This window comes from Bacillus cereus group sp. N21 (assembly GCF_016483395.1).
Classification (GTDB): Bacteria; Bacillota; Bacilli; order Bacillales; family Bacillaceae_G; genus Bacillus_A; species Bacillus_A pseudomycoides.
In genome coordinates this window covers 1-24304 of record NZ_JAEHBX010000069.1, presented here as the reverse complement: position 1 = coordinate 24304, position 24304 = coordinate 1, and the positions used below count along the sequence as shown (strand labels likewise).

Here is a 24304-nt window from a genome sequence, read left to right as displayed (position 1 = left end):
TTCCTTCTACTTTTGTTTGACCTACTTTTGTATTTGTGATGTCGTAACCAGTTACTTCTGATTTGTATCCCGCTACTGGTTGTTCTTTCACTTCATACTTGTAGGCAGCGCCATTCGCATCGTATGCCGTTAAGTCTTTAAATGTATATTTCCACCCTGCTGCTTCACTTACTTCTTTCGTATCAATCTTTTGACCGTTTTGAAGTAAGTCTACTTGAATCGTTTTCGGACGTTCTTTCGCATTGTCGTCTTTCCACGTTTTTGTTCCTTCTACTTTTGTTATTTGTACCACTTTTGTATTTATAATGTCATAACCTTTGACTTCTGTTTGATATCCATCTACTGGTTGTTCTTTTACTTCATACTTGTAGGCTTTGCCGTCTGCATCGTATGCCGCTAAGTCTTTGAATTCATACTTCCAGCCTGTTGCTTCGCTTACTTCTTGCGTTGCGATGACCTGACCATCTTGTAGTAAGTCTACTTTGATTGTTTTCGGACGTTCTGTCGCATTATCGCCTTTCCATATTTTTGCTCCTGTAATGAATGTAGTTTTCACTTTATTCGAAATCGGCAACTTAACTCCATTTACAGCACCTGATTTAACTTCAAAACTTACTTTTTCCTGAGGATTGAAATCAATATACTCTGGAGCTGAAACCTCTTGCACATAATATTTACCTGATTGTAAATTAGGAATTTCAATTATTCCTTTTTCATCCGTTACATATACATCTCCAACTCGTTCACCTGACTCTTTATACAACTTAAACGAGACATTCGGTATTACTTTGTCTTCATCCGTTCCAAGGTGCTTAACAATTCTTAATGTTCCTTTAGGAGGTAAATCACCTTGAGCACCACCACCAGATGTTATATTTGTGACTGTGGCACTACCCGACTCAGAAACCGGTTGTTTGTATAGAATTTGATAATCAATCTTATAATCATTCTTAAAAGATTCTTGGCTCTTTCCGCTTTCCATTATAGTACTTGTATAAAAAACGGTAAAAGACCTAGCACTTCCCATATTCCAATTAATCACGACTTTAAATGAATGACCGTCGTCATTAAACTGAACATATCCATAACGTTGATCTTCAAATTGTTTAATTGATAAAGACTCTCTGTCATTAACTGTTATCCGAAAACTATCTTTATTAAGTGTTTGACCTTCCTGTAAACTGTCAGACACAACAATATCTCTACTTAAATATTCTTTGTTTAAGTTTATATTCAAGAACCAACGCACTTCATCCGGGGTATCTGGTTGAATATCACCAGTTTTGTAGAAAAACGGTTTAGAGCCTGTACCACCACCACTGGTTGGACCGGTAATCGTTACAGTTTGCTTATCTAAAGTTGTGCCTAAATTTGTTTCAACATTTTTCGTTTGATCCGTTCCTACATTAGTCGCTTGAACTGTAAAATTAAAATGCCCTTTAATATTGTGAAGTTTCTCCACAATATCATTAAATGTACATACCACATTACCTGCACTTACTTTACAAGTACCAAAATTATTACCTTGCCCATCATTTAACGGAATCGTTCCGTTAAATCCTTGTAATTCTGGGGGCAGCGTTAATGTTAGTGTATCTCCAGACTTCATATTATTTCCAGATTTATCACTAAAAGTTACATTTATTTTAGCCTGTTCGCCGTAACTTAGTTTTGTTTTATCAATCTTAAAACTATCCACAAATCCTGTTGTATTTAACTCTTGTGCATTTGCTATTATAGGCATTAAACTTTGACCTATTGTAAACATAAAAAGCATTAGAATTGAAAAAATCGAAGTGACTCTTTTTACCATATCATTCTCCTATCAATTATTTTTAGATGGCTTCTAATATGAATATGCTATGACAATGACTCAATAGGCTGATGGTATTTTTCTCTTTCGACTGTTATAAGCTTAAAAGCTTGAAAATCGATCTCTATAAATGATTCTTCTACTCTCCATACATCTTCATTTTTTCTAATGTAACACTAAATCTATTAATTTTAATATTTACATCCCTAACATATCATGATAGTATTACAACTAGGAAAATTATATTCTCTCACCATTCCTATCAAATCTCAAAATCTTAAGTTGTATCATATATGCCATCTTATTGTGAGCATAAATTTCTGGTTAATAATGTTTTCATTTAAGTGCTATTGGTTTATTCATATTACTTTCCGTTATTATTAGATTCATAACATCATTATGTCCAAGTTTGATAGCACCTTTTTAATGATTCACAATTTTATTCACCAGAACCCTTCACCTCCCTCTTAAAGGCATTTTTCATGCTCTCACCCGTAATATTAGGACTATTTCAACAATAAAAATAGTTTTTGTAACTTTTGTAACCAATTTTGTAATTAAAGAAACCTAACAGTTGTTCCAACATGGATAAATACCAACTTTTGGATAGACCTCCTGTTTTATAGTCCCTCCTATCTGTACCGAAATATCAATTTTTAATGCTTAATATATATAAAACAAAGAAAGAGTAGTAAACATACACGTCAATCAGATGAAAGTTAAAAAGCTGAATTTTCAATCTTTTTTATTTTAAAGGAGGATATTTGCAACTACTCTCTCTTTGTGATTATGAGTTTAACACTAAACATAAGGTATAACAAGACAAAAATATACAATTTTCTGATAAATTCGACAATTATTTGAAAGTTATTATAACACCACTTATCGTTAATTAATATGTAATACAAAGAGGCTATTTCAACAAAAAATATTTAAACATTAAAAAAGAAGAACCCTCACTTACTGAAACTCTTGAAGTGGCTCATAAGCGGATTGAGCCAACTGGCGTTTCCCTTTCTTCTGATGGTTTGAATCAACATTTTATTTCTCATACCTATATCTAACAAAAATAAACCAGATGCTGAAAAACATCTGGTTTATTTTTGTTAACTTCATGACCATGGATGGTTGTCCCATCCTTTCCACCTATCAATTATCATTCCTTTTCGTCTTCTTCTTTCACAAGATACGCTTTTTCATATGCAGGCTTCAATGTAGATTCATCTTCTTTATCGACTTGCTTAAAATGAAGCCTCCTTTGTTTATCTTTACGATCCTCATACTCTGTCCGAAGTTTTGCGGTTCGATTTTGCTGATTCTCGAAACTACTCTTTGATATTTCTAATTTCACTGCGAGGCCATTGATAAATCGAATGATTAAGTTACCATCTGCTAATTCTTTATTGTTTTCAATATGAAAGTGAGACAACCAGGCACATTCCTTTCTAGAATAAGAATACGTAGGAAAAAAGTAAAGTTGATCTGTCGGACTAATCGCAATGGGTGCTTTGTGTGTAATACGTGTCAACTCTTTTGTACCGTCTTTTCTACCTAAAAAACTAGATCCGTGCTTGCGGCAACTTCGTTCGACAATATCAAGTGGCTTTTGAAACATGAAAAAAGAGTCTTCTACTTCAACCACTCGCGTTACAATACGTTTTTCTCCTAAAATAACTGGAAGTAAGGCCATAGTGTTCTTGTTTACGACATAGTTTTCGACGTAGCGTTCTACTTGTTCACCCATCTTACATTCGCTCCTTCATTATTTTTTCTTACAATCCATAACAGCAGCTGCATGGATAATTGTACCACCCAAAACCCAAAATAGTTAATATTTTCAAATATTTTATATTTTCTTATAAAACTTTAAAATTTCATAATATTCCTTCATATAAATATCTATATAAAATCTCCATATTTCTCTACAGGAAAAAGATATATTGTTATATAAAAACATAAATTTTCTTTTTTGAAATATTTGTAACATAACAAAATCTTGTTTCACATATATGATTTAGTAAACTTGTACAAATTACCTATTCCCTATATATTTCCACACCCATTTACGTATCTCTCTTACAGGAAAAATAAAACTTTTATCATTTTTCGGTAGATGTTTTACAATCGTTGGCTTAATTGTAAAGGAAGTTTTTTTTGCTACGCTCAAACTCGAATGGAAAGATGATTACAAAATTCTCAACAAAAAAAAGGATGGCATATGCCATCCTTTTTTATCACGTACTATAAAATTATAGTTTTACAACGTTTTTAGCTTGAGGTCCGCGGTTGCCATCTTCGATTTCGAAGCTAACTTTTTCGCCTTCTTCTAAAGATTTGAAACCTTCAGTTGTGATTGCAGAGAAGTGAACGAATACATCGTTTCCGCCTGGAACTTCGATGAAACCGAAACCTTTTTCGTTGTTAAACCATTTTACTTGTCCTGTTACTGTCATAATTATTTCCTCCTAAGAAAATATAAGTTTTTTTAGTCTTCATACATAAAAAAAGAATCCACACATTATCAAATACGAAACATAAAACAGTTCTCACATACTTTTTCTCGTTCGTTTTCAGCACTTGATAATATATGGATTGCTTGATTTAGTTATTCAACTGAGATAATCATAGCATACTTAAAATAGAATGTACAATATTTTTTGAAATTCTAATTTTCTAATTTTTGGTATCCCTCATAAAATACAGTATTCCTCGCTGATGGAATGTTTTCACCCATCGAGCTTTTTATGAGCAATTATTGTTAAATGGCAATAATCATTACAATCGAAACAATGAGATGAATTACGCCGTCTGTCCAGGAATAACATTAAACGGTGTTAACATAAACAGCTTCATACCAAAATCTAGCAACACCATTTTCACTAACGTAATGCTTACTATACTAACTAATGCAAAATATAAACTTTGCATAAATGTGAATTCGTCCTGTATCAAACCTAAACTTAATAGAAACAGCAACAACATAATAATATTAAATTCCGGATAACCTGTTACTGTCACCACGATTCCAAGTAAAATTGTAAAGACAATACTTAAAGCGATTACCATTGTATAAGACAGGCGATTGTAACGAATTAATTGAATTATAATAAGACGTGACTAATACCAATCAACATAATCGCGATCATATCATAAACATACATTACAGCGCACCCTTTAACAGTTGACGTACTTTGCGCACTAAACAGCGGAATACATACAAAAGAAAAGCAGGTGCCCTTAAAGGACACCCGCTCCCTCACTTATTTCGTAAACTGCGCCTCTTCCGTAGACCCTTTCAGAGCCGTTGTAGAAGATGTTCCGCCTGTAATCACTTGTGCTACTTCATCAAAGTAGCCTGTTCCAACCTCGCGCTGATGACGCGTTGCAGAGTAGCCGTGCTCTTCTGCTGCAAATTCTGCTTGTTGTAATTCAGAATATGCTGCCATACCGCGCTCTTTATAGCCACGCGCGAGTTCAAACATACCATAGTTTAATGCATGGAATCCTGCAAGTGTTACGAATTGGAATTTGTATCCATATGAAGCAATTTCTTTTTGGAAGTTTGCAATCGTTTTTTCATCTAATTTTTGTTTCCAGTTAAAAGATGGTGAACAGTTATACGCTAGTAATTTCCCTGGATATTTCTCATGAATTGCTTCCGCAAAACGCTTTGCATCTTCTAAATTCGGTTCAGATGTTTCACACCAAACAAGATCTGCATACGGTGCATATGCTAAACCGCGCGCAATTGCTTGATCAAGCCCTGCGTTTGTACGGTAGAACCCTTCTGGTGTTCTCTCTCCTGTAATAAATTCTTGATCAACTGGATCAATATCACTCGTAATTAAATCCGCAGCATCTGCATCCGTTCTTGCTACAATAATTGTTGGCACGCCCATTACATCCGCAGCAAGTCTAGCAGAAATTAGATTACGTACCGCTGTTTGCGTTGGTAGTAATACTTTTCCGCCTAAATGTCCACATTTTTTTTCTGAAGATAATTGATCTTCGAAGTGAACGCCTGACGCGCCTGCCTCAATCATACCTTTCATTAATTCAAACACGTTTAACTGTCCACCAAATCCTGCTTCAGCGTCCGCAACAATCGGTACAAAATAATCTGTATCACCGCTTCCTTCCATATGCTGAATTTGATCTGCACGCTGCAATGTTTGATTAATACGCTTTACAACAGCTGGTACACTGTTCGCTGGATATAAACTTTGGTCCGGATACATGTGCCCGGATAGATTGGCATCCGCTGCCACTTGCCAACCGCTCAAATAAATTGCTTTTAATCCTGCTTTCACCTGCTGCATCGCTTGGTTTCCTGTTAACGCACCAAGCGCATTAATATAATCTTCTGTATGAAGTGATTCCCAAAGCTTCTCTGCCCCGCGGCGTGCTAATGTATGTTCAATATCAATTGACCCGCGCAGACGAATTACATCCTCAGCAGAATAAGGACGCGTTACCCCTTTCCAACGTTCATCTAACTCCCAGCTTTCTTGTAACTTTTGTACTCTTTCGTTTTTCATCTCTTCCATCCCCTTTTCCTTTTATAAAATCTCGTAACCCGGTAATGTTAAAAATGTTTCAAATTCATCATTACGCACCAAATTAGTAAAAAGCTTAGTTGCTTCTACAAATCTACCTTTCTCAAACTGTTCCTTGCCAATCTCTCGTTCTATTTTCGCTAGCTCTTCCGATTTAAACTCTTCTACTAAAGCAAATGTAATCTTGCGACCATCGTTTAGCTTCCCGCCTTCATGACGAATCCATTGCCACACTTGCGCACGTGAAATTTCTGCCGTTGCTGCATCTTCCATCAAATTATAAATCGGTGCTGCCCCGCTGCCACTTAACCATGATGCAATATATTGAATGCCGACGCTAATATTCATACGAAGCCCTTCTTCTGTAATCGTTCCCACCGGTACTTCTAACAAATCCTTTTCTGTTACATCAATCTCTTCACGCTTTCTAAAAATTTGATTCGGTGTTTTCATAATGTGATTAAACACTTCCAGCGCAACCGGTACAAGTCCCGGATGGGCAACCCAAGTCCCGTCATGTCCATCTAAAGCTTCACGTTCTTTATCAGCACGAACTTTTTCAAAAGCAGCTTCATTCGCTTCCGGATTATTTTTAATCGGAATTTGTGCTGCCATTCCGCCAATTGCTGGTGCATTCCGGCGATGGCACGTTTGAATTACTTTTAAAGAATACGCACGCATAAACGGAGCCGTCATTGTAACTTGCGCTCTGTCCGGAAGTAGAAATTCGTTATGATTACGAAAGCTTTTTAAGAAACTAAAAATATAATCCCAACGCCCGCAATTTAGCCCTGCTGAATGATCACGGAGTTCATATAAAATTTCATCCATTTCAAAAGAAGCGTGGATTGTTTCTAATAACACCGTTGCTTTAATCGTTCCATTCGGAATCCCGATATATTTCTGTGCAAAAATAAAAATATCATTCCACAACCTAGCTTCTAAATAGCTCTCCATTTTCGGTAAGTAAAAATATGGTCCGCTTCCTTTTTCTAATAATGTTTTTGCATTATGGAAAAAGTACAAACCAAAATCAACGAGACTACCTGACATCTTTTCTCCATCGACTAACATATGTTTTTCTTCTAAATGCCAGCCGCGCGGACGAACAATAAGTACAGCTGTTTTATCACTTAAACGATATTCCTTGCCACTAGGGTTTTTATATGAAATCGTTCCCTTCACTGCATCTCTTAAATTAATTTGGCCATCCATCGCATTTTGCCACGTTGGCGAATTAGAATCTTCAAAGTCTGCCATAAAGAGATGTGCGCCTGAGTTTAAAGCATTAATAACCATCTTACGATCTACTGGTCCTGTAATCTCCACACGACGATCTTCTAAATCTTTTGGAAGCGGGGCAATCGTCCAATCTTCAGCACGTATATGTGCTGTTTCTGGTAAAAAGCTTGGAAACTCCCCTGCATCAATTCTTTTTTGCTTTTCCACACGTTTTTGCAGTAAATTTTTACGGCGTGTATTAAAATTCTCATGCAGCTCTTTTAAAAAAGTGAGCGCTTCCGGTGTCAAAATTTCTCCATACGCCGGTAATACTTCTAAAGCGAGTGTAACCCGTGAAGTTTGCGTCGACATATTAGCATCCCCTCCGTAAACTGTTTTATAACAGATTTGATTTTATACTTTATATTATATAACAAATTTTCTGAAAGTGAAGAGATTTTTTGGAAATTTATCCTTTTTCTATAACATCCATCTATTCAAAACCGGCACTTTTCTTACTAGTAAATGAGGTATCATCGTATTTTGCAGCATATTTAAAGCTCTTACCTGTTACCCTTTACTAAAACAAAACGAGTGCAGTTGCTGTATAACAACTGCACTCGTTTTGTTGATTATGTTTTACTTTCCTCTAATACTACTGTCTTTGTTTTGGATTTTTGAAAAGTAAACGCCATCCCAACAAAAATCAAAATAATTCCCGCTGTCTGCATCGTGGTCGGACGAAACCCTGTAAATGCTGTATCAAGTAAAATAGCTACACCTGGATCCAAAAATACTAATACAGAAATAAGCCTTGTTGGTAAATCTCTTAAACTATCAAAAAATAAGTAATAAACAAAGCCAGTATGAATTAGTCCTGTCGCTGTAATCGCAATCCAATTACTCTCTGTTAACCCTTGAAACGCTCCAAAGTCTACAAATGGTAGTAACAGAAATATCCCTAAAAAAGTTTGCAAAAATGTCATTGCATATGCGCTTGTTTGTTTAATCCCTTTCCCTAACAAGGTAGTAAATGCATAAAATAATGCTGCAAGAAGTGCCCAAACCATCCCAGAGGACATTAACTTTTCTATCGAAACACTTCCATCTACTCCCGCTACTAAAACAGTACCGAGAAAACAAATAACAATTGAAATAACAGATAGCACTGTTAATTTTTCTTTAAACACGACACTCCCAATCATTAATACAATAATTGGTGCAAGATGATACACAGAAATTGCAATTGTCACTGACATGACTTCGAAAGCTTTAAACAGAAACACCCAGTTAAAAACAAGAAAGACACCACACGCTAATATTTGCAGTATTTCTTTTCGATTCCACTTTTCTTCTTTAAACTGACCTGTTGCAATCCAACATAACGTTAAAAATATAGTGGCACAAATACAACGAACAAATACTAATTCAAATGATGGTAAATTTGTTTTCACTGAAAAAAATCCGATTGATCCAAAAATAGACATCGATATGATCATTTTTATAGCTGGCGATGATTTTGTTTGGAATAACCTATTTGTGGCGCTCTTTTGAAACAATATAAACAACCCCCATTAGTTTAAAACGAACATTTACATTTCAAATTTCGTAATATTCTCAATTTTAAATATATAATAAGATGAATGGAATGTAAAAAATCGTAAAGATACTTAAAGCCATTTATTCTCACGAAGTGGCATTTGCAATCCTCATTCCTTTTACAATGTAAAGCATCATTGTAAAAAATAAAGATGATAAAAGGCAATATAGAAATACTCGTTTTCCCCGTTATAGCCACCTATATATTTTACCATATTTTACATAAAAATATTTTTTCCTAAACAATCTTTTTTGATTTTCTAACATATACATCACGGCTATGTAAACAAAAAGTGACATCCTCTCTTTTGTTTTCACATGGCATGGGGCGAAAATAGGTACTGATCCTTCTATGCATGGACAGATCCTGTTGTAGCTTTGGAATAAAGTTTGATCAAAAACATGTTGTTTATTTTAGAATTGACATGAAATTATATTAAGTTTATACTGTCAGTAACATATCACTGTTAATGACAGTATAATATTATTAACAGTGATATATTGCTGTTATAATAACAAAAACTATTTTTTACATTTCATTAAGGAGGTTAGATGTTTTATGAAACATACAGGGAGACATACAGGTGCATTTCTTTTGCTGTTTTTAACAGAGGGAGATAGCTATGGAGGGAAACTTCTGCAGAAATGTGAAGAAGAGCTTCCCATCAATCCAATTGATAGTGCCATTATATATCGTACACTCAAAAAATTAGAGACAGAAGGTGCTGTTGAGTCTTATTTGGACACATCTGATCAAGATAAGCCGAGAAAGATGTACAAAATTACTACAGTGGGAAAAAAACAATTAGAAGAGTTCCAAATAGATATTGAAGAAAAAATTAAAAACTTATCATTTTTCTTAGACAAATATAAAGACTGGAAAGAGTCTAATCATGATTAATGGCGCTCTCCTTTACTCTTTAGCCATTATTCTTATCAGTATTTCTTTTGTAAAGGATCGGAATAAAACAAAAGATGCTCTATTAAAGTCATGGAAAATGTTTCGTAATCTTATACCTTCCATGCTATCAATTATGCTTTTCGTTGGACTATCACTATCTATATTAACGCCTTCCTTCATTTCTTCCATCATTGGGGAAAAATCTGGATTCATCGGTATTGTTTATTCAGCAATAATTGGCTCTGTTGCACTCATTCCAAGCTTTGTTGTGTTTCCTCTTGGAAATACATTAGTCCAAAATGGTGCGGGCCTCCCACAAGTTGCGGCATTAATGTCTACATTAATGTCAGTAGGAATCACAACTTTACCGATGGAACAAAAGATATTTGGGCGAAGTTTTGCTTATTCTCGTAATGCATCTGCATTGTTAATGTCTCTCATATTCTCGTATATTATTTGGGTGGTGATGGTATGAATGAATTAAAAAGATATCGTTTCTTTTTCATTTTACTATTGGGACTCCTTATATTGACTTTTATAAACCATTCGTTGGGATGGAACGCATTTCAATTAACAGGAAAAAGTATTTTAGATATGCTGTTTCTACTTCCTCCTGTCTTAATATTCGTAGGATTGCTTGACCAGTGGGTGAAGAAAGAAACATTAATTAAATATATGGGGAAAAAATCTGGCATCTATGGTATCTTATTCTCCCTATTATTAGGAGGAATTGCAGCTGGTCCCCTCTATGTTGCTTTTCCAATCGCGGCACTTTTATTAAAAAAAGGAGCGAGCATACGATACATTGTATTTTTTCTAGGAGTTTGGACAACTGCAAAATTACCGGTTATTGTATATGAATTTGCTTCATTTGGAGTTAAGTTTACACTCATCCATATTTGTTTTGGTCTATTATTTTTCTATTTAATGGGTATTATTTATGAGAAGTTCTACGACCAACGACAATTGTTGAAATATGATATAACTAAAGAAATATAGAGTTAGAGGAATCGTTCTTTAAGCCTCTAACTTTTAGCTCCTTTCGTAACTGTAACTTTTAATTGAACTATCCCCACCTTCACTTCGTTTAGAGGAGAGGGCTTCTCAGTTAAAATGATAAAATTTCACAAAAAACACTTCATACTTTTGGGATTTCCGCATATAAATCACAGCTATGTAAACAAAAATTGATATCCTCTCTTTTGTTTTCACATGGCATGGGGCGAAAAAGGGCTCTGACCGCTTCTATCCATGGACGGACACTCTTTTCCTAAACTTATACGCAAAGAAATGAGAAGCAGCGTCACCGCTGCTCCTCATTTCTTCTGCTTCTCATACTGCTCAAACACATGAATTCTTTCAAAAATTGGCGGATGTGTATATAAGAAAAACTTCACTAACGCCGGTGGATTCACTTGACTTAAACTTGTTTTCGATAAATACTGGAACGTCTTTACACCAGAATTTCCATCCTTCGTTATATCTAAAGCATATTGGTCGGCTGCCCGTTCTTCTATACGTGATACGTAGTTTGATAGTGGGCTTACTGCAAAAGACAACACAGAGGAGATAAGAAAAAATAATGGGATAATCGATAAGCACGCCATCTTTGATAGGCGCAATGTATCTCCCCATTTTCTGAGGCACATATTGATAATACGGCTAATCAAATACATCCCTACAAACGTTAACACAATATAACTCGCCACACCCCAATATATATGTTTCATCACGTAATGTCCCATTTCATGAGCCATAATAAATAAAATCTCTTTATCTTTTAACTGCTGGAGCGTTGTATTCCACAATACAATTCGAGAATTCGATCCAATTCCTGTCACATATGCATTTAGGGCCGTTGTTTTCTCAGACATGTTCACTTCATATACATGCTCAGCTGGAATATCTGCCCTGTCCGCAATTGCTAAAATTTTCTTCTCTAAGTCTTTATTTTGCAATGTAGAAAAATCATTGTATAACGGATCAATTACAACGGGCTGTACAAAGGTTAAAAAAATTGTAAACGGTACTGACAAAGCCCAACCAGCTAGCCACCACCGCTTCGGAAATTTATAAATCAGCCATAAAAGAACAGAAACAACGAGAAACATCATAATATAATTTACCCAAAAATCAATTACATGATCTTTTATCCAACTCGCTGTGGATTGCGTTGAAATACCGTAATCAATTGAGATTTGATGCCCTATCCATTGCAGAGGCAATGCAAGAACGGTTATAAGCAATGATAAATAAAAGAGATAGATAGCAACTTGAATAACCCGTACTTTCGTCGTTTCTTTTGACCATTTTTCAAAACGATTTGATATACCTAAAACAAGCACAAACAATAAAATAATCCATTCAAGAGGCGTCGCTAAAAAAAAGAGTGAATTTTTCACACGCGAATAATCTTGACTTAATGTAAGTTCCTTTGCATTCATAAACGTCTCTGGATCAGCGCTCGTTCCTTTATACATATCTGGAATAATTTCATGATTCCATCCAAATAAATACCAATATATAAATAACGCAAAACCAACGTACAAAAAAAGTGACCACTTCACAACCTTCTTCACGGTATCTCCTCCTCTATGCTGCCTGTCTCTTATTATTGTAAGTTCGTTCCTCCTAAAATAGAACAAGCTAATACATCGAATTGTCATGCAATTTTCAATCCCTCCCCATGAATTTTCGGATTTTTCTTATAAAATAAAATTAGGAGGAGGATGGAAATTGAAAAAAATTTATATTACGTTTACATTAGGCTTAGTCATCGTAATTGGAATTGGAATTTACTATTTTACAGATTATCGTAAAGCTTCTGCTGAAATACCACGTGGAATCGTTATGGAGGATGTAAATGGTACAACGCTATCTTTTGATCAACTACCAAAAAAACTTAAACTCGTAGAATTTATATACACAAAATGCCCTGATATTTGTCCCGTTACTACATACAAAATGAAGCATTTACGAGACGAACTAGAAAAGGATAAACTATTTGGTAAAAAAATTGAATTTATTACAATTACCATTGATCCTAAGTTCGATACAAAAGAAATATTAACTACATATGCCAACACATTTGAAATGAAAAAAACGAAAGGGTGGCACTTACTGCGCGGTGATAAAGATGAAACGAAAAAACTAGCAGATACATTTAACTTTCAGTACCGCGATCCAGGAAGCGGACTCTATATTCATACTTCTAACTCCTATCTACTCGATGAAAATGATCGTTTAATCGAAGTCTTCGGTATGGGAGAACGTGGTTTTAACAGCAAAAAAGTGCTTGAGAAAATTAAAAATGCATTATAAAAACCTCTTCATCATTCGAAGAGGTTTTTCACACATATTATTCTATATAAACTATGCTACGAAACTTTAAACCTATCCATTCTACACTCTCTATTTATCCCGCATTAACGGGCAGTAAAAGCCCGATTGGTGAGGGCCTTTAATCAGTGGGTGATGAAGAGCCCCCCACTGATTAAAGTTTCACTTTATCTCTCTGTATGTTTCTTCGGCTCATATGTTGGAATAAGAAGCGCACTCGCAATCCAGCAAACAAGACCGAAACCACTTATATATTTCCCGTATTCATAATGGTTTAGATAAACCTTCCCTACAAGAATTAAGATAAATCCAAGTAAAACAACTACATATCCAACTTGTTTTTTCGACAATACCAATCAGCACTCCTTATTGAAAAATGTTAACAAAAAAACTTAAATCCTGAAAAGAAATGAAGCTATATTTCATAATTCCTTGTACAGCTAGAAGTAGTATAAGACCAAGTACACATATATAATTAATTCCATCTTCACTTCTTTTCTCAACTACAATTCCGCCCCCAATGCATAGTAGCCCTAGAAGATGAAGTGCTAAATAAACAAAAAAGTATGCTTCATTCCAGCGAAAGCCTACATTCACTGTTGTAATCACAATTAAACTCACCATGATTACATAAAACAATTTATTTGATTGAATTGTTTCATTCATAGAATCATATCCATTCCTTTCTATATAAATCTTTTTTGATTTTCCAACATACAAATCGCCGCTATGAAAACAAAAGGTGACCTGTATTTTTATTTTCACTTAGCATGAGGATGAAATAGGCTCTGACCGCTTCTATCCATAGACGGATTCTCTCTCCAGCCTAAAAAAGATAGGTATATCTTTTTTATTATTCAATAAATTCTACGTTCTCTAACCTATATCTCTCATTTTATTCGTATATACTACCGACACCTCTTTATTCATATAACGACGATTCACGAACAAAAAGACGAGTACTAAATTTAATCCAATGATAAAAATAATAAGTCCTGTAAAAAATGGAGTTTGATTAGAAAAATCCGCAAAGCTTATCATTTCTTCCTTACTGAACATAAAAGATGTAATAAGTACGATTGCGTTATTTAACATATGAATACTAATCGGCATCAGTAAGCTTTTCGTCCGAATGTATACAATTGATAGTACGATACTAAACATGACAGCACTGAGGAAATCAATATGAAAACATCCGAAAAGAAGCGCTACAATAACCATCGCTTTTCCGGTTCCCCATTTCGCTGCAAAACGCTGAAATAGAAATCCCCTAAATACAAATTCACATACAATAGGAGCTACTAGTACGATTATTATAAATTGATATATGTATCCGCCCGCACTCCCTATAATCGGTTCATGTAATATATTTATAATAAAATCCGGTGTAATCCATACAAAGCTATACATATACAATACAAGATATCCATAACTAAAAAGGCATAGCATTCCCGTAATCATTAAAACTTGTAAAAGATTAAATGCTTCTCTTCTATTCACAAATAAAGTAAATGGAATACGATGGCGCTTACATTGATACCATAACCAAAGTGTTGGAAATATGTAGAGTACAAGTATGCTTGCAAAAGAAGAAATTGATATATGAAATGTATTCTCTAACAATTGTTTACTAATACGTTCAATCAAAACAAGTAGTGTAAATACAATCAAAAAATATCTGGCTCGCATCGAACAAAACGGATTCACACTCATCTCCTCCCCTATGTTACATTTATCATATCATTCGAATCTTATTTTTAAGCAAAGAAAACCTTAAATTTTCCTTAAAAATCCCATAACTTACAATAAAATGTTATGATATTCGATGAAAATAGGGGGCGATTCAGATTGTATAATGCAAATGTTTTACTTGTTGATGATGAAACGGCAATTTTACAACTATTAACTACTATTCTACAAAAAGAAGGATTTTCTCATATTACAACTGCTACATCTGCAGAAGAAGCTTTACAATTCGTAGAACAAAATCGTTATGATTTAATGATTTTAGATGTCATGCTTCCCGGGCAATCTGGTTTTGACATTTGTCCAATTATTCGTCAAAAAACAGATTGTCCAATTTTCTTCCTAACAGCAAAATCATCTGATTTAGATAAAGTATCTGGCTTCTTATACGGGGCAGACGACTATATTACAAAACCATTCAATCCACTGGAAGTCGTCGCTCGTATGAAAGCTCAACTTCGAAGACATATGAAACAAACTACACAACCTATGAAAGAGACACACTTTATTTCATTTGGGAGATTTCAGGTCGATAAACATGCAGCTGAATTGCAAGTAGATGGGAAAATTGTGGAATGTTCAGCTCAGCTCTTTCAACTACTACTCTTTTTCTGTGAACATCCTAATTACGTATTTTCAAAAGAAGAAATATACGAAAAAGTATGGGGGGCTCCTGCCTATAATGGAGATGACAACACAGTTATGGTTCATATTCGAAAACTACGTGAAAAAATCGAGCTTGACCCAAGTAACCCTCAATACATAAAAACTGTTCGCGGACTTGGTTATAAATTCATCGCAAAGTAGGTACCAACTATGAATTTAAGTAGAAGGATTATTATACAATTTATTATACAACATATTTTCGTCTTGTTTACTTTACTCATTGCAGTCATCGTCGCTTTCGCCTACCTGGGGCATCTTTTTAGTACGACCCTTTATGAACCAAATGTTCCAGAGTTTGATAACTTTACTATGTCTCAGCATGTTTCTTCAGAAAATGGACGTATTATATTAAGTTCTGAGGTAAAAGAAATGATTGAGGAGAAAAATGATTGGCTTCAAATTGTCGATAAAAATGGAAAGGTACTCTATGACTTCAATACTCCTGAAGATGTTCCTGGTTCTTATACAAAAACAACATTAGTTGCTTATTTGCAGCATCATATACAAAGTCCTTACAAATTTACGTATTGGGACATTGAAGTTAAAGAGAAGGAAGCAATTGTGATTTATGGTGGAAAGTTAAAGAGTAATACTTTACTTCAAGAGTTAAAACAAGAACACGGTTCACCATTATCAGCTGAATTTTCTTTAACAGAAAAAGAAAAGAAACAGTTTACCGCAGAAGGTGCTACGCTGCAAATATTTAACGCACAAGGAGAAGAGATTTTTGCTTATCCTAAAACAAAAAGAAACTCCTTTTCAGCCATTCAAGCTGTACTTTCTGAAAAAGAGCCTTGGAATCACAAAGAAAATATCTCGAGTTTTTATAATCCAGAGGACCAAACCTTATTTACCATAACAGTAAAAAATGATCATTACTATCCATCTGATATGAATGAAGATTTATTAACGAAAAAAATATTCATAGGATTTGGAGTTATTATTCTAATCGCTTTTGTCTACTTAGTTGTTCTTTCTATTTGGTACGGAAGAAAATTTGGTAAACCATTATTACACACAATGCGTTGGCTCAAAAATATAGCTAGTGGAAAATATGAAGAACCGGTAAGTAAAAAAGGAAGAACAGTTCGCTTCCGGCGCTCAGGTAAAGAAAAATGGTCATTCAGACTGTTTAAAGATGTAACAAATGCTCTAGAGCACCTTTCTATTACACTCAAAAAAAATGAGTCCATACGACAAGTTATTCAACAAACACGTGAGGAATGGATTACTGGCCTCACTCATGATTTAAAAACACCACTCAGTTCCATTTATGGGTACTCTCTATTACTAGAATCGAAACAATATAACTGGGATGATAACGACATTCAACAGTTCGGCCGCGTCATACGAGAAAAATCTCAATATATGACAACATTAATTGATGATCTAAGCTTAACTTACCAATTAAAAAACAACGCAATTCCCTCTCAGCACGTTAAAGTTGAGATTAATCAATTTGTCCAAAAAGTCTTGTTACAATTTATTAATAACCCGACACTTCAAAATCAAAACATAGAATTTGTTCCTAGTTCCAATGCAATTCATTACTCTATTGAAGAAAAATGGTTCCAACGTATCATTGAGAATTTATTAGCAAATGCAGTAAAGCATAATTATGAAACAACAAATGTTATTGTAAAACTTGGACAGAATAAACAATCTTTTACACTTTCTATTTCTGATAATGGAAAAGGAATGGATGAGCAAACGAAAGAGCTTTTATTTGAACGATATTACCGCGGTACAAATACTGAAGAAAACAACGCAGGAACAGGCCTTGGCTTAGCGATTACAAAACAACTTGTTCTTGCACATAACGGTACGATTTCCATTGAAAGTGAAATTGAAAAAGGAACAACCATTACGATGGTGTTCCCATTCTCACCTAATAGCAAAAAAGAGTCCTAATATAAAGTGAAACTCTAATCAGCGGGGATAAACTCCCCCTCGCTGATTCAAGTTTCACTTTAGTTATCATTTGCTCCAATTCTAATAGTTGAAATGTATATGGTTGTACATCATATCCGATGTTGTAAGTAAAAGACAGGTAACAATTTTGATATTAGGAAAGTACTACTATAATTAACAGGAAATCCGTATATAGTAGTCCATCAATAATACGTGGTACTACATTTCATGAAACTTTGTACTATGAAACCATCTACTTTTTAACTTTTGTTTTGAATTAACCCTTATTTTCCCTATAATATATGGACCTATTTTTGTCTTATTTAAGAGATATACCGCAGGAATTGGACATAGTATACCAACCAACATATCAATACTTATTGTGCCAAAAAGAGTATTAAACTGAGGGATTTTTGCTACTATCATATTAGATATAGTCCACTGAAAAAACGGATGTAGCAAATAAATTCCAAATGAGTATTGACTGATTAGTAGTAAAAATTTAGGTACATGTTTTATTTTTGATGCAATATGGAAAAGCACCAGTATTGTAGATATTGTAAATAAAAGAACATCCACTCTTTTAGAACTAGTAACAGTTAAAATATTGAAATGTTGAAAAAGAATAACGATGATTCCTGTTAATATCCATGAAGAGATGATCCATTTACGGTTTTTATTTAACCATGTTTTAAAGTATTCATAATGACCACCTGCATAATATCCAATAAAGAAGTAAATGATCCAGCCTGGAAATAGAAGCCAAGAGTAGTAATACCAAATATCATTTGCATATGGAATATCAAACGGTTGAATAAAATTAAAAAAACCTAAGTAGATTAAATTAATCAGTAACGAGAAAATAAGAACAAATTTAGGAGAAAAAAACTTCTCAATTTTATTAAAAATAATGTGCAAAAAGTAGAACTGAAATATAATTAAAACAAAATAGCCATGGAACTCTCCTAATACAATATTTCTTATAGATTGTACTAAGATTGCATGGAATCCATTCGTATAATTTGATTTAGCTGCATAAAAAATACCCATACATATAAAAGGCAATAAAATAAATTTTACTCTTTTTAAAATGAATTGATTAGGTACTTTATCCCTATAATTATAAGCTATTACAAATTCAGATATAAAAACAAACATAGGTGTACCGTACATAAGTAGTATTTGAAGATACGATACCAATACATCTATTGTATTTTCAGATGCAAAATTTGCAGAACTTCGTGATATGGCATGTATGAGAACTACACTTAAACATGCTAAACTTCTTAATATAGTAATTTCTGAAACTTTGTTTTTCATAAATTCCACCTTCAACATAAATTACATATCCATAATTCCAAATAAACTTTCGACATTGCAAATTTATTTGGAAAAGCAACTTATTTTTCAAAATCCACAGCCGCATCTATCTCAATTCCTGTTTTTCTTTTAATGATAAGAAAGTAGTTTGTTCAGTGAATAATGATAGTGAGATGCCAGTCTTATTACACCATCATTAAATTTTTACGTATTTTGAAATATTTCCACATATAACTGTTCTTTCATTTGCTTTACTTTATTTCTTTATTTTTCCTCTTAAGAGTAATACAGAAAAGAAGAATAGGTACTTAAACGTGGTAAAAAATAAAGTGAAACTTTAATCAGTGGAGGTTTTCTTCATCCCCCACTGATTATTAGCCCGACCAATCGGGCTTTTACGGGATAAAATAGGATTTGTAGAATAGATATGCAAATCATATGATACTGGCTATTTCTTAAAAAAAGCTTAAAACCGATTAAAACGATAATGGATAATCCAAATTTTAATCCAATCAAAGTTATCAAAGTACATTTCCAATTTTTCTAGCTAATTGTTTCAAAGCATATGGTAACATATATTGTTTTAATTCTTGAGAAACCAATTCTAGTTTATTAGAAATCGATAAATTTGTTCAAAAAACGCCATACTTCCTGCATACTTATATAAAAAAAATGGCGTTTTTCTAATTATTTAGATACAAATTCACCTCAGCTTAATAGCGATGAAATGATATTCTATTAGTATGTAAGCCTTTCAAACCTTTTGAAGGATTTCTTCATTCACATAGTCTTTGCTAACAGAAATATATAATTCGCTTAAGAAAACATAATTCTTTTTACGATTCAGTAGGCTTCTTCATAAATAAGGCCCGTCCACAGTCCAGAGACACCAAATACTTTATTCGATTGTTTTATTTCTTTCATTCTACGTATTTCTACTTGAAAAAACCTCTAAAGATATCTCTAAGCTTTTCATCTGTAAAACCTAATCCACTTTTAAGACTTTGTAGTTTGTACACTTCCCAATCCGTTTCATACGAATACTTCATGAACAGCCCCTACTTCCATACCGTCGTCACTTTTCATAATCGTTGGACGCAGCGCCCGAAGCTGAGCTATCGTTTAAACAACTTCTTTAATATGATTAATCTTAGCCTTAATACGAAAAAAAAGTTTCCTAGAATCTAGGAAACTTTTTCTCTTCTTATTGTTGTTTCTTCTGCACCGGCAACCAAATCTCAACTTGCGCAAACTCGCTCTTATCCTCATGACAACGTTCATCGTATAATTCAAACTCTGTAACTCCAGCATGTTCATACCCTGAGTGCGGGAACCATTCTGTGAAAACTGCATTCCACGTTTGTTGAATGGAAGATACCATATCTTTATGCGGTACTTTAGGCGTTGTAAATACAGCGTAAGTTGCTTCTGGGAACGTGCGCTGCGCTAGTTCAGTCGGTACCCCATCAAAACTTGTAACTTCCATCCCAATAATATACGTGAAATCCCCTGTTTCTAAATTAAAATCCGTGCACATTCCAAGCTCTACATATTGATCTGTATGTTTACGGTTTGTAATGTTACTCGCAAGATTGTTTTGTAAATAACGGTCCCAAAATGCCGGAATATCTTTAAGGTTTTTCCCTTCTTTACTAGACGTCTTCATCTCATATCCAGCCACATGAAACGCTGGTTTTTTTTCAATACGAAATTCCATTTGTATTCCCCCTAAATATGGATTGATCTTCCGCTGCTTCACATTTGCTTTATAATACATCGGTGTCTTAATTCCTTGCCTTCGGTAGCTACTTGGCGTCATCTGAAACAACTTTTTAAAGGCTCGAATGAACGTTTCATGAGATTGAAAGCCATGTTCTAATGCGATATCAAGAATTTTTCCTTCCGTATGAGAAAGCCGATAAGCTGCCCGAGCTAGCCTCCTCCTACGAACATACTCCATGACAGTATCGCCTACTAGCGCTTGGAATACGCGATGAAAATGATACTCCGAGAACCCTGCAATACGAGCCAAATTACTTAATGTTTGCTTCTCCATTACATCTTCTTCAATATAATCAATTGCTTTTTGAATTTGTGTTTCATAGCTTTCCATCTCTGTTCACCCGCCTTATGTATTATCATAAAAGAGAAGACAATTCTTTTCTTGACGTTTTTTGCTTTTATTTTACAGAAATTTGTAACTTTTTCATATTACATTCGTTGTTATAAGTGAAGGGAGGGAGATAATTGAAAAAACATGATGTGAAAGTGTACGGTATTGTCATTACTGGCCCATCGAAAGAATTAGTAAAGTTACAAAATTCTCCTCATGTTCGCGACGCTACTCTTGGAGATATTGAGTTTTGGAATTGGTTTAAGCGTCCAAGTGGTTCTCGTCACTAAAGTGAAAACAACCATTCGAAGTTGAATGGTTGTTTTATTATTACATCACTCAAAAGTAACATCTATCTGAATAACTTCCGACCGGCTCCCAAGTCTAAGCGGCGGACCCCAAAATCCGAATCCAGAAGAAACAATCGCATGAAATGTTTCCTTTTGTAAGTATCCCCAGTCCAGTTCATACATTCTTCTAGTAATAAGATGATTCGGTGCCATTTGTCCTCTATGCGTATGGCCCGATAATAATAAATCCACGCCAGATTCCGCTGCCTGTTTTAATTCAAACGGCTGATGATCCATCGCTATAACGGGAAGCGATTTATCTACGGTGCTCATTAACTCTTCGAAACTTTGACGATCTCGCTCCGTTTTATCTCTTCTTCCAACAAGATAAAAACTATCTTCCATTTTGATGACTTCATCTAACATGATATGAATATCGATTTTCTTCATTTCTTGCAAAAATTCTGGAATGGCTCTTCCGTAATATTCATGATTTCCGAGTACTCCATACACACCAAGAGGCGCCTGCATTTGTTTCATAACTTGTCCCATGTTCTTTTTTATAAATTCTCCTGGATGATCGTCAATGATATCACCAGGTAGTAAAATGATGTCCGGCTCCATTTCATTTACACGGTGGACTAATCTTTTCAAATGAGAAACACCTGATAATTTGCCAAAATGCATATCAGACGCCATCGCAATGCGAAGCGTTTTCCGCCCTTTCGCTTCTTTTGGTATGTGAATTTCATACTTTCGAACAATCGGACTATACGCATTAAATGTTCCATAACCGAATATGAAAAGAAACATAATAAGGGTAACAATTCCTGTCCAAATAATAGCTGTATCTCTCGGCACCGCTACCAGTTGTAAGATAAATACTGCTATATCAGCTAACGGCAGCAAAATAAGTGCATATTGCATTACCGCAAACCAATAGGAACCAATTGTCCTTAAGAACGGAAGGAATTTGAAAACCTGGACGATTACATACGCATATGAGAATAATGCAACTAACAAAGCATAATATCCCCAAGATTGCCAACCAAAACTTGTTTGAAGCCAAACCCATCCGTTCCATCCGATGTAGAACATCAGTAATGTATATAGAATCAAAATAGTAACTATATTAAAATATCGACGAATTTTCACAGCGTGCCTCCTTTTCTCTTTCTTTTATTATAACTCGATAGCTATTCAAACTATAAATATTACGTATCATGAACGACTAACAATTCCCTATCATTTCATAAAATGAAGCTTTAATTAGTTGGGATTTTCTTCCTCTCCCCCTAACCTCTTTGCTTTTGCTGAATGTTGTAGTACGTACTACCCAAAAAAGTTTGCTCATTTTAGGATACGTTTTGTTGAGCAGGGACATTTTCTTTTATCATTTTAACCGAGAAGCCCCCCTCCTCTAAACGAAGTGAAGGTGGGGGATGAATCGCTTTTTTCTTTTTTAAAGAAAACGTCTCTTTTTTTGTGGAACGTATGTTTGTTTTTCTGTATAATGATCTTATCAAACAAAATGAGGTGAGAACAGGTGAAGAAAGCGTATTTTTCGAAACGAATCTATAAAACAGATGTACCGTATGAAGTGATAGATATATTGACACAGACAACAGAAACATTTAATACAGCGAAACGATATGCGTTTCAAACGATCGTCCGAGAAAAACGTTGGAACCGTAAGATGCATACAGACAGTCTTCATCTTGTTCTCAAGCGGAACTATCAATTGAATGATTACTATGCAAATAGTGCGGTGCAAGAAGCAAAGGCGCTGTCTACAAGTTTAATGGAGTTACAAAAACTATATGAGAAACAAACGCAAGAGAAAATTAAGAGACTCAAGAAAAAGTTGAAACAAGAACGGACAAAACTGACCACCCTTCGTAAAATCAAACAAAGTTGTGTGAAAGGAAAGCTGACGTTTCCGAAAAATGCCCGCTTCGCGAAGCACAACAACCTCATTTCCTTATCCCGTAAAAAAGACACCTTAATTTGGCAGAGTGAATATTTGTTTGAGCACCAATACTTAGATCTTCAAATCAAAAGGATTCAGGCGAAAATCGGCCTTTTAACCCACAGGCAATACCGTTTAATTCAAAAACTTACATCATATAAAAAGCAAATTCCAAGCGCAGTATTTGGAAGAAAAAAACTGTTTCGTTCTCAATTTACAATCGATAAGTTTGTACGTAACCATGACAAATGGAAAATATTATTTTCTCGTGCTCGAAATAAACAACTCATTCTATCTGGCCGTAAAGATGCCAAATATGGTAATTTTGTGTTTCAGTATGCGATGGAGAAACAGGAATTATGGATGACAACAAGTACAGGAAAAACACTTACGTTTCCAACTGTTACGTTCCTGTATGGCCAAGAAGTCATTGAGGAAGTAATCACAACCCAATTACAGTGTAAGAATAAGAAAAAGCATGGCAAACCGATTGCGTGGTCTGTGGAAAATCATGGGGAGTATTACATTGTGAAATGTTTAGTCGATGTGCCAGAAAACCCTCACACGAATTACAGTACATCAGATGGCGCGATTGGTGTGGATTGCAATCTCGAACATTTTGCTTGGGCGAATGTAACGAAGGACGGGAATTACAAAGGAAGTGGTGCCCTCCGTTTTTCAATTCTAGGTAAATCCACCGGGCAAATTACAAAGATAATTGAAGCGGAGGCCATTCGCTTAGTAGATTTAGCGGAGCGGTATAACAAGCCGATTGTCATCGAAAAGTTAGATACAACCCAATCGAAAACAGGGGATCGTTATGGAAATAAGCGAGTGAATCGAATGAAGAGTATGTTTGC

20 protein-coding genes and 2 pseudogenes are annotated in these 24304 nt (G+C 34.7%); 8 read left to right on the top strand and 14 right to left on the bottom strand.

The window, feature by feature from the left end:
- From JDS96_RS25265 to JDS96_RS25235, 7 genes and pseudogenes are all read right to left on the bottom strand, one after another.
- Window positions 1-1813 (bottom strand): Cna B-type domain-containing protein (locus JDS96_RS25265; RefSeq protein ID WP_199668409.1); only part of this gene is annotated, 1813 nt, incomplete at its 3' end.
- 1156 nt (window positions 1814-2969) lie between these two features.
- Complete coding sequence (locus JDS96_RS25260; protein ID WP_018782640.1) at window positions 2970-3557, bottom strand: competence protein ComK; 588 nt, start codon at window positions 3555-3557, stop codon at window positions 2970-2972.
- Between the two features lie 505 nt (window positions 3558-4062).
- Window positions 4063-4266 carry a cold-shock protein gene (locus JDS96_RS25255; RefSeq protein ID WP_003195857.1) on the bottom strand — a complete coding sequence of 68 codons (204 nt, stop codon included), beginning with the start codon at window positions 4264-4266 and terminating at the stop codon, window positions 4063-4065.
- Between the two features lie 308 nt (window positions 4267-4574).
- A pseudogene (locus tag JDS96_RS25250) lies at window positions 4575-4974 on the bottom strand (GHKL domain-containing protein); the annotation flags it as partial.
- A 99-nt stretch (window positions 4975-5073) separates the two neighbouring features.
- Entirely contained in the window at window positions 5074-6351 is a 1278-nt protein-coding gene (aceA, locus tag JDS96_RS25245) for an isocitrate lyase (RefSeq protein WP_018766564.1), read from the bottom strand.
- Window positions 6352-6372: 21 nt separating this feature from the next.
- A complete protein-coding gene (gene aceB / locus JDS96_RS25240; protein WP_199668408.1) occupies window positions 6373-7962 on the bottom strand; it encodes a malate synthase A in 1590 nt (529 codons plus the stop codon).
- A gap of 260 nt (window positions 7963-8222) precedes the next feature.
- Window positions 8223-9149 (bottom strand): DMT family transporter, encoded by a 927-nt coding sequence (locus JDS96_RS25235; RefSeq protein ID WP_033795938.1) that lies wholly within the window; start codon window positions 9147-9149, stop codon window positions 8223-8225.
- Between the two features lie 599 nt (window positions 9150-9748).
- Between JDS96_RS25235 and JDS96_RS25230 the strand changes: the two genes are divergently transcribed.
- Genes JDS96_RS25230 through JDS96_RS25220 form a run of 3 tightly spaced genes read left to right on the top strand, consistent with a single transcriptional unit; the run spans window position 9749 to window position 11089 of the window.
- On the top strand, window positions 9749-10090 hold the full coding sequence (locus JDS96_RS25230; RefSeq protein ID WP_199668407.1) for a PadR family transcriptional regulator: 342 nt from the start codon (window positions 9749-9751) through the stop codon (window positions 10088-10090).
- Complete coding sequence (locus JDS96_RS25225) at window positions 10083-10565, top strand: hypothetical protein (protein ID WP_016113725.1); 483 nt, start codon at window positions 10083-10085, stop codon at window positions 10563-10565. Before JDS96_RS25230 ends, JDS96_RS25225 begins: the two co-directional genes overlap by 8 nt.
- Window positions 10562-11089, top strand: coding sequence for a permease (locus tag JDS96_RS25220; RefSeq protein WP_199668406.1), 528 nt, complete (start codon window positions 10562-10564; stop codon window positions 11087-11089). The genes JDS96_RS25225 and JDS96_RS25220 overlap by 4 nt, the downstream gene beginning before the upstream one ends.
- A gap of 317 nt (window positions 11090-11406) precedes the next feature.
- On the opposite strand, the gene JDS96_RS25215 is transcribed toward JDS96_RS25220, so the two are convergent.
- Entirely contained in the window at window positions 11407-12669 is a 1263-nt protein-coding gene (locus JDS96_RS25215) for a M48 family metallopeptidase (RefSeq protein WP_199668405.1), read from the bottom strand.
- A 157-nt stretch (window positions 12670-12826) separates the two neighbouring features.
- On the opposite strand from JDS96_RS25215, the gene JDS96_RS25210 reads away from it, so the two are divergent.
- Entirely contained in the window at window positions 12827-13411 is a 585-nt protein-coding gene (locus JDS96_RS25210) for an SCO family protein (protein WP_097794889.1), read from the top strand.
- 185 nt (window positions 13412-13596) lie between these two features.
- On the opposite strand, the gene JDS96_RS25205 is transcribed toward JDS96_RS25210, so the two are convergent.
- The 3 genes from JDS96_RS25205 to JDS96_RS25195 form a co-directional block, all read right to left on the bottom strand.
- On the bottom strand, window positions 13597-13785 hold the full coding sequence (locus JDS96_RS25205; RefSeq protein ID WP_003206100.1) for a hypothetical protein: 189 nt from the start codon (window positions 13783-13785) through the stop codon (window positions 13597-13599).
- Between the two features lie 10 nt (window positions 13786-13795).
- Complete coding sequence (locus tag JDS96_RS25200) at window positions 13796-14095, bottom strand: hypothetical protein (protein ID WP_018782648.1); 300 nt, start codon at window positions 14093-14095, stop codon at window positions 13796-13798.
- A 210-nt stretch (window positions 14096-14305) separates the two neighbouring features.
- Window positions 14306-15136 carry a CPBP family intramembrane glutamic endopeptidase gene (locus JDS96_RS25195; protein ID WP_199668404.1) on the bottom strand — a complete coding sequence of 277 codons (831 nt, stop codon included), beginning with the start codon at window positions 15134-15136 and terminating at the stop codon, window positions 14306-14308.
- A 141-nt stretch (window positions 15137-15277) separates the two neighbouring features.
- On the opposite strand from JDS96_RS25195, the gene JDS96_RS25190 reads away from it, so the two are divergent.
- Together JDS96_RS25190 and JDS96_RS25185 are read left to right on the top strand one after the other, a co-directional pair.
- Window positions 15278-15982: a response regulator transcription factor gene (locus JDS96_RS25190; RefSeq protein WP_097794886.1), complete on the top strand. Its 705-nt coding sequence runs from the start codon at window positions 15278-15280 to the stop codon at window positions 15980-15982.
- Window positions 15983-15991: 9 nt separating this feature from the next.
- The gene (locus JDS96_RS25185; RefSeq protein ID WP_199668403.1) at window positions 15992-17752 is read left to right on the top strand and encodes a sensor histidine kinase; all 1761 of its coding nucleotides are present in this window, start codon (window positions 15992-15994) and stop codon (window positions 17750-17752) included.
- Window positions 17753-17971: 219 nt separating this feature from the next.
- On the opposite strand, the gene JDS96_RS25180 is transcribed toward JDS96_RS25185, so the two are convergent.
- The gene (locus tag JDS96_RS25180; RefSeq protein WP_242479988.1) at window positions 17972-19072 is read right to left on the bottom strand and encodes an acyltransferase family protein; all 1101 of its coding nucleotides are present in this window, start codon (window positions 19070-19072) and stop codon (window positions 17972-17974) included.
- Between the two features lie 1204 nt (window positions 19073-20276).
- Window positions 20277-21185, bottom strand: coding sequence for an AraC family transcriptional regulator (locus JDS96_RS25175; RefSeq protein ID WP_199668401.1), 909 nt, complete (start codon window positions 21183-21185; stop codon window positions 20277-20279).
- Between the two features lie 134 nt (window positions 21186-21319).
- On the opposite strand from JDS96_RS25175, the pseudogene JDS96_RS25170 reads away from it, so the two are divergent.
- Window positions 21320-21475, top strand: a pseudogene (locus tag JDS96_RS25170) (anti sigma factor C-terminal domain-containing protein); the annotation flags it as partial.
- Window positions 21476-21520: 45 nt separating this feature from the next.
- Here the strand turns inward: JDS96_RS25170 and JDS96_RS25165 are convergent.
- On the bottom strand, window positions 21521-22630 hold the full coding sequence (locus tag JDS96_RS25165; RefSeq protein ID WP_199668399.1) for a metallophosphoesterase: 1110 nt from the start codon (window positions 22628-22630) through the stop codon (window positions 21521-21523).
- 391 nt (window positions 22631-23021) lie between these two features.
- On the opposite strand from JDS96_RS25165, the gene JDS96_RS25160 reads away from it, so the two are divergent.
- A partial coding sequence (locus JDS96_RS25160; RefSeq protein ID WP_199668398.1) for a transposase occupies window positions 23022-24304 on the top strand: 1283 nt, incomplete at its 3' end.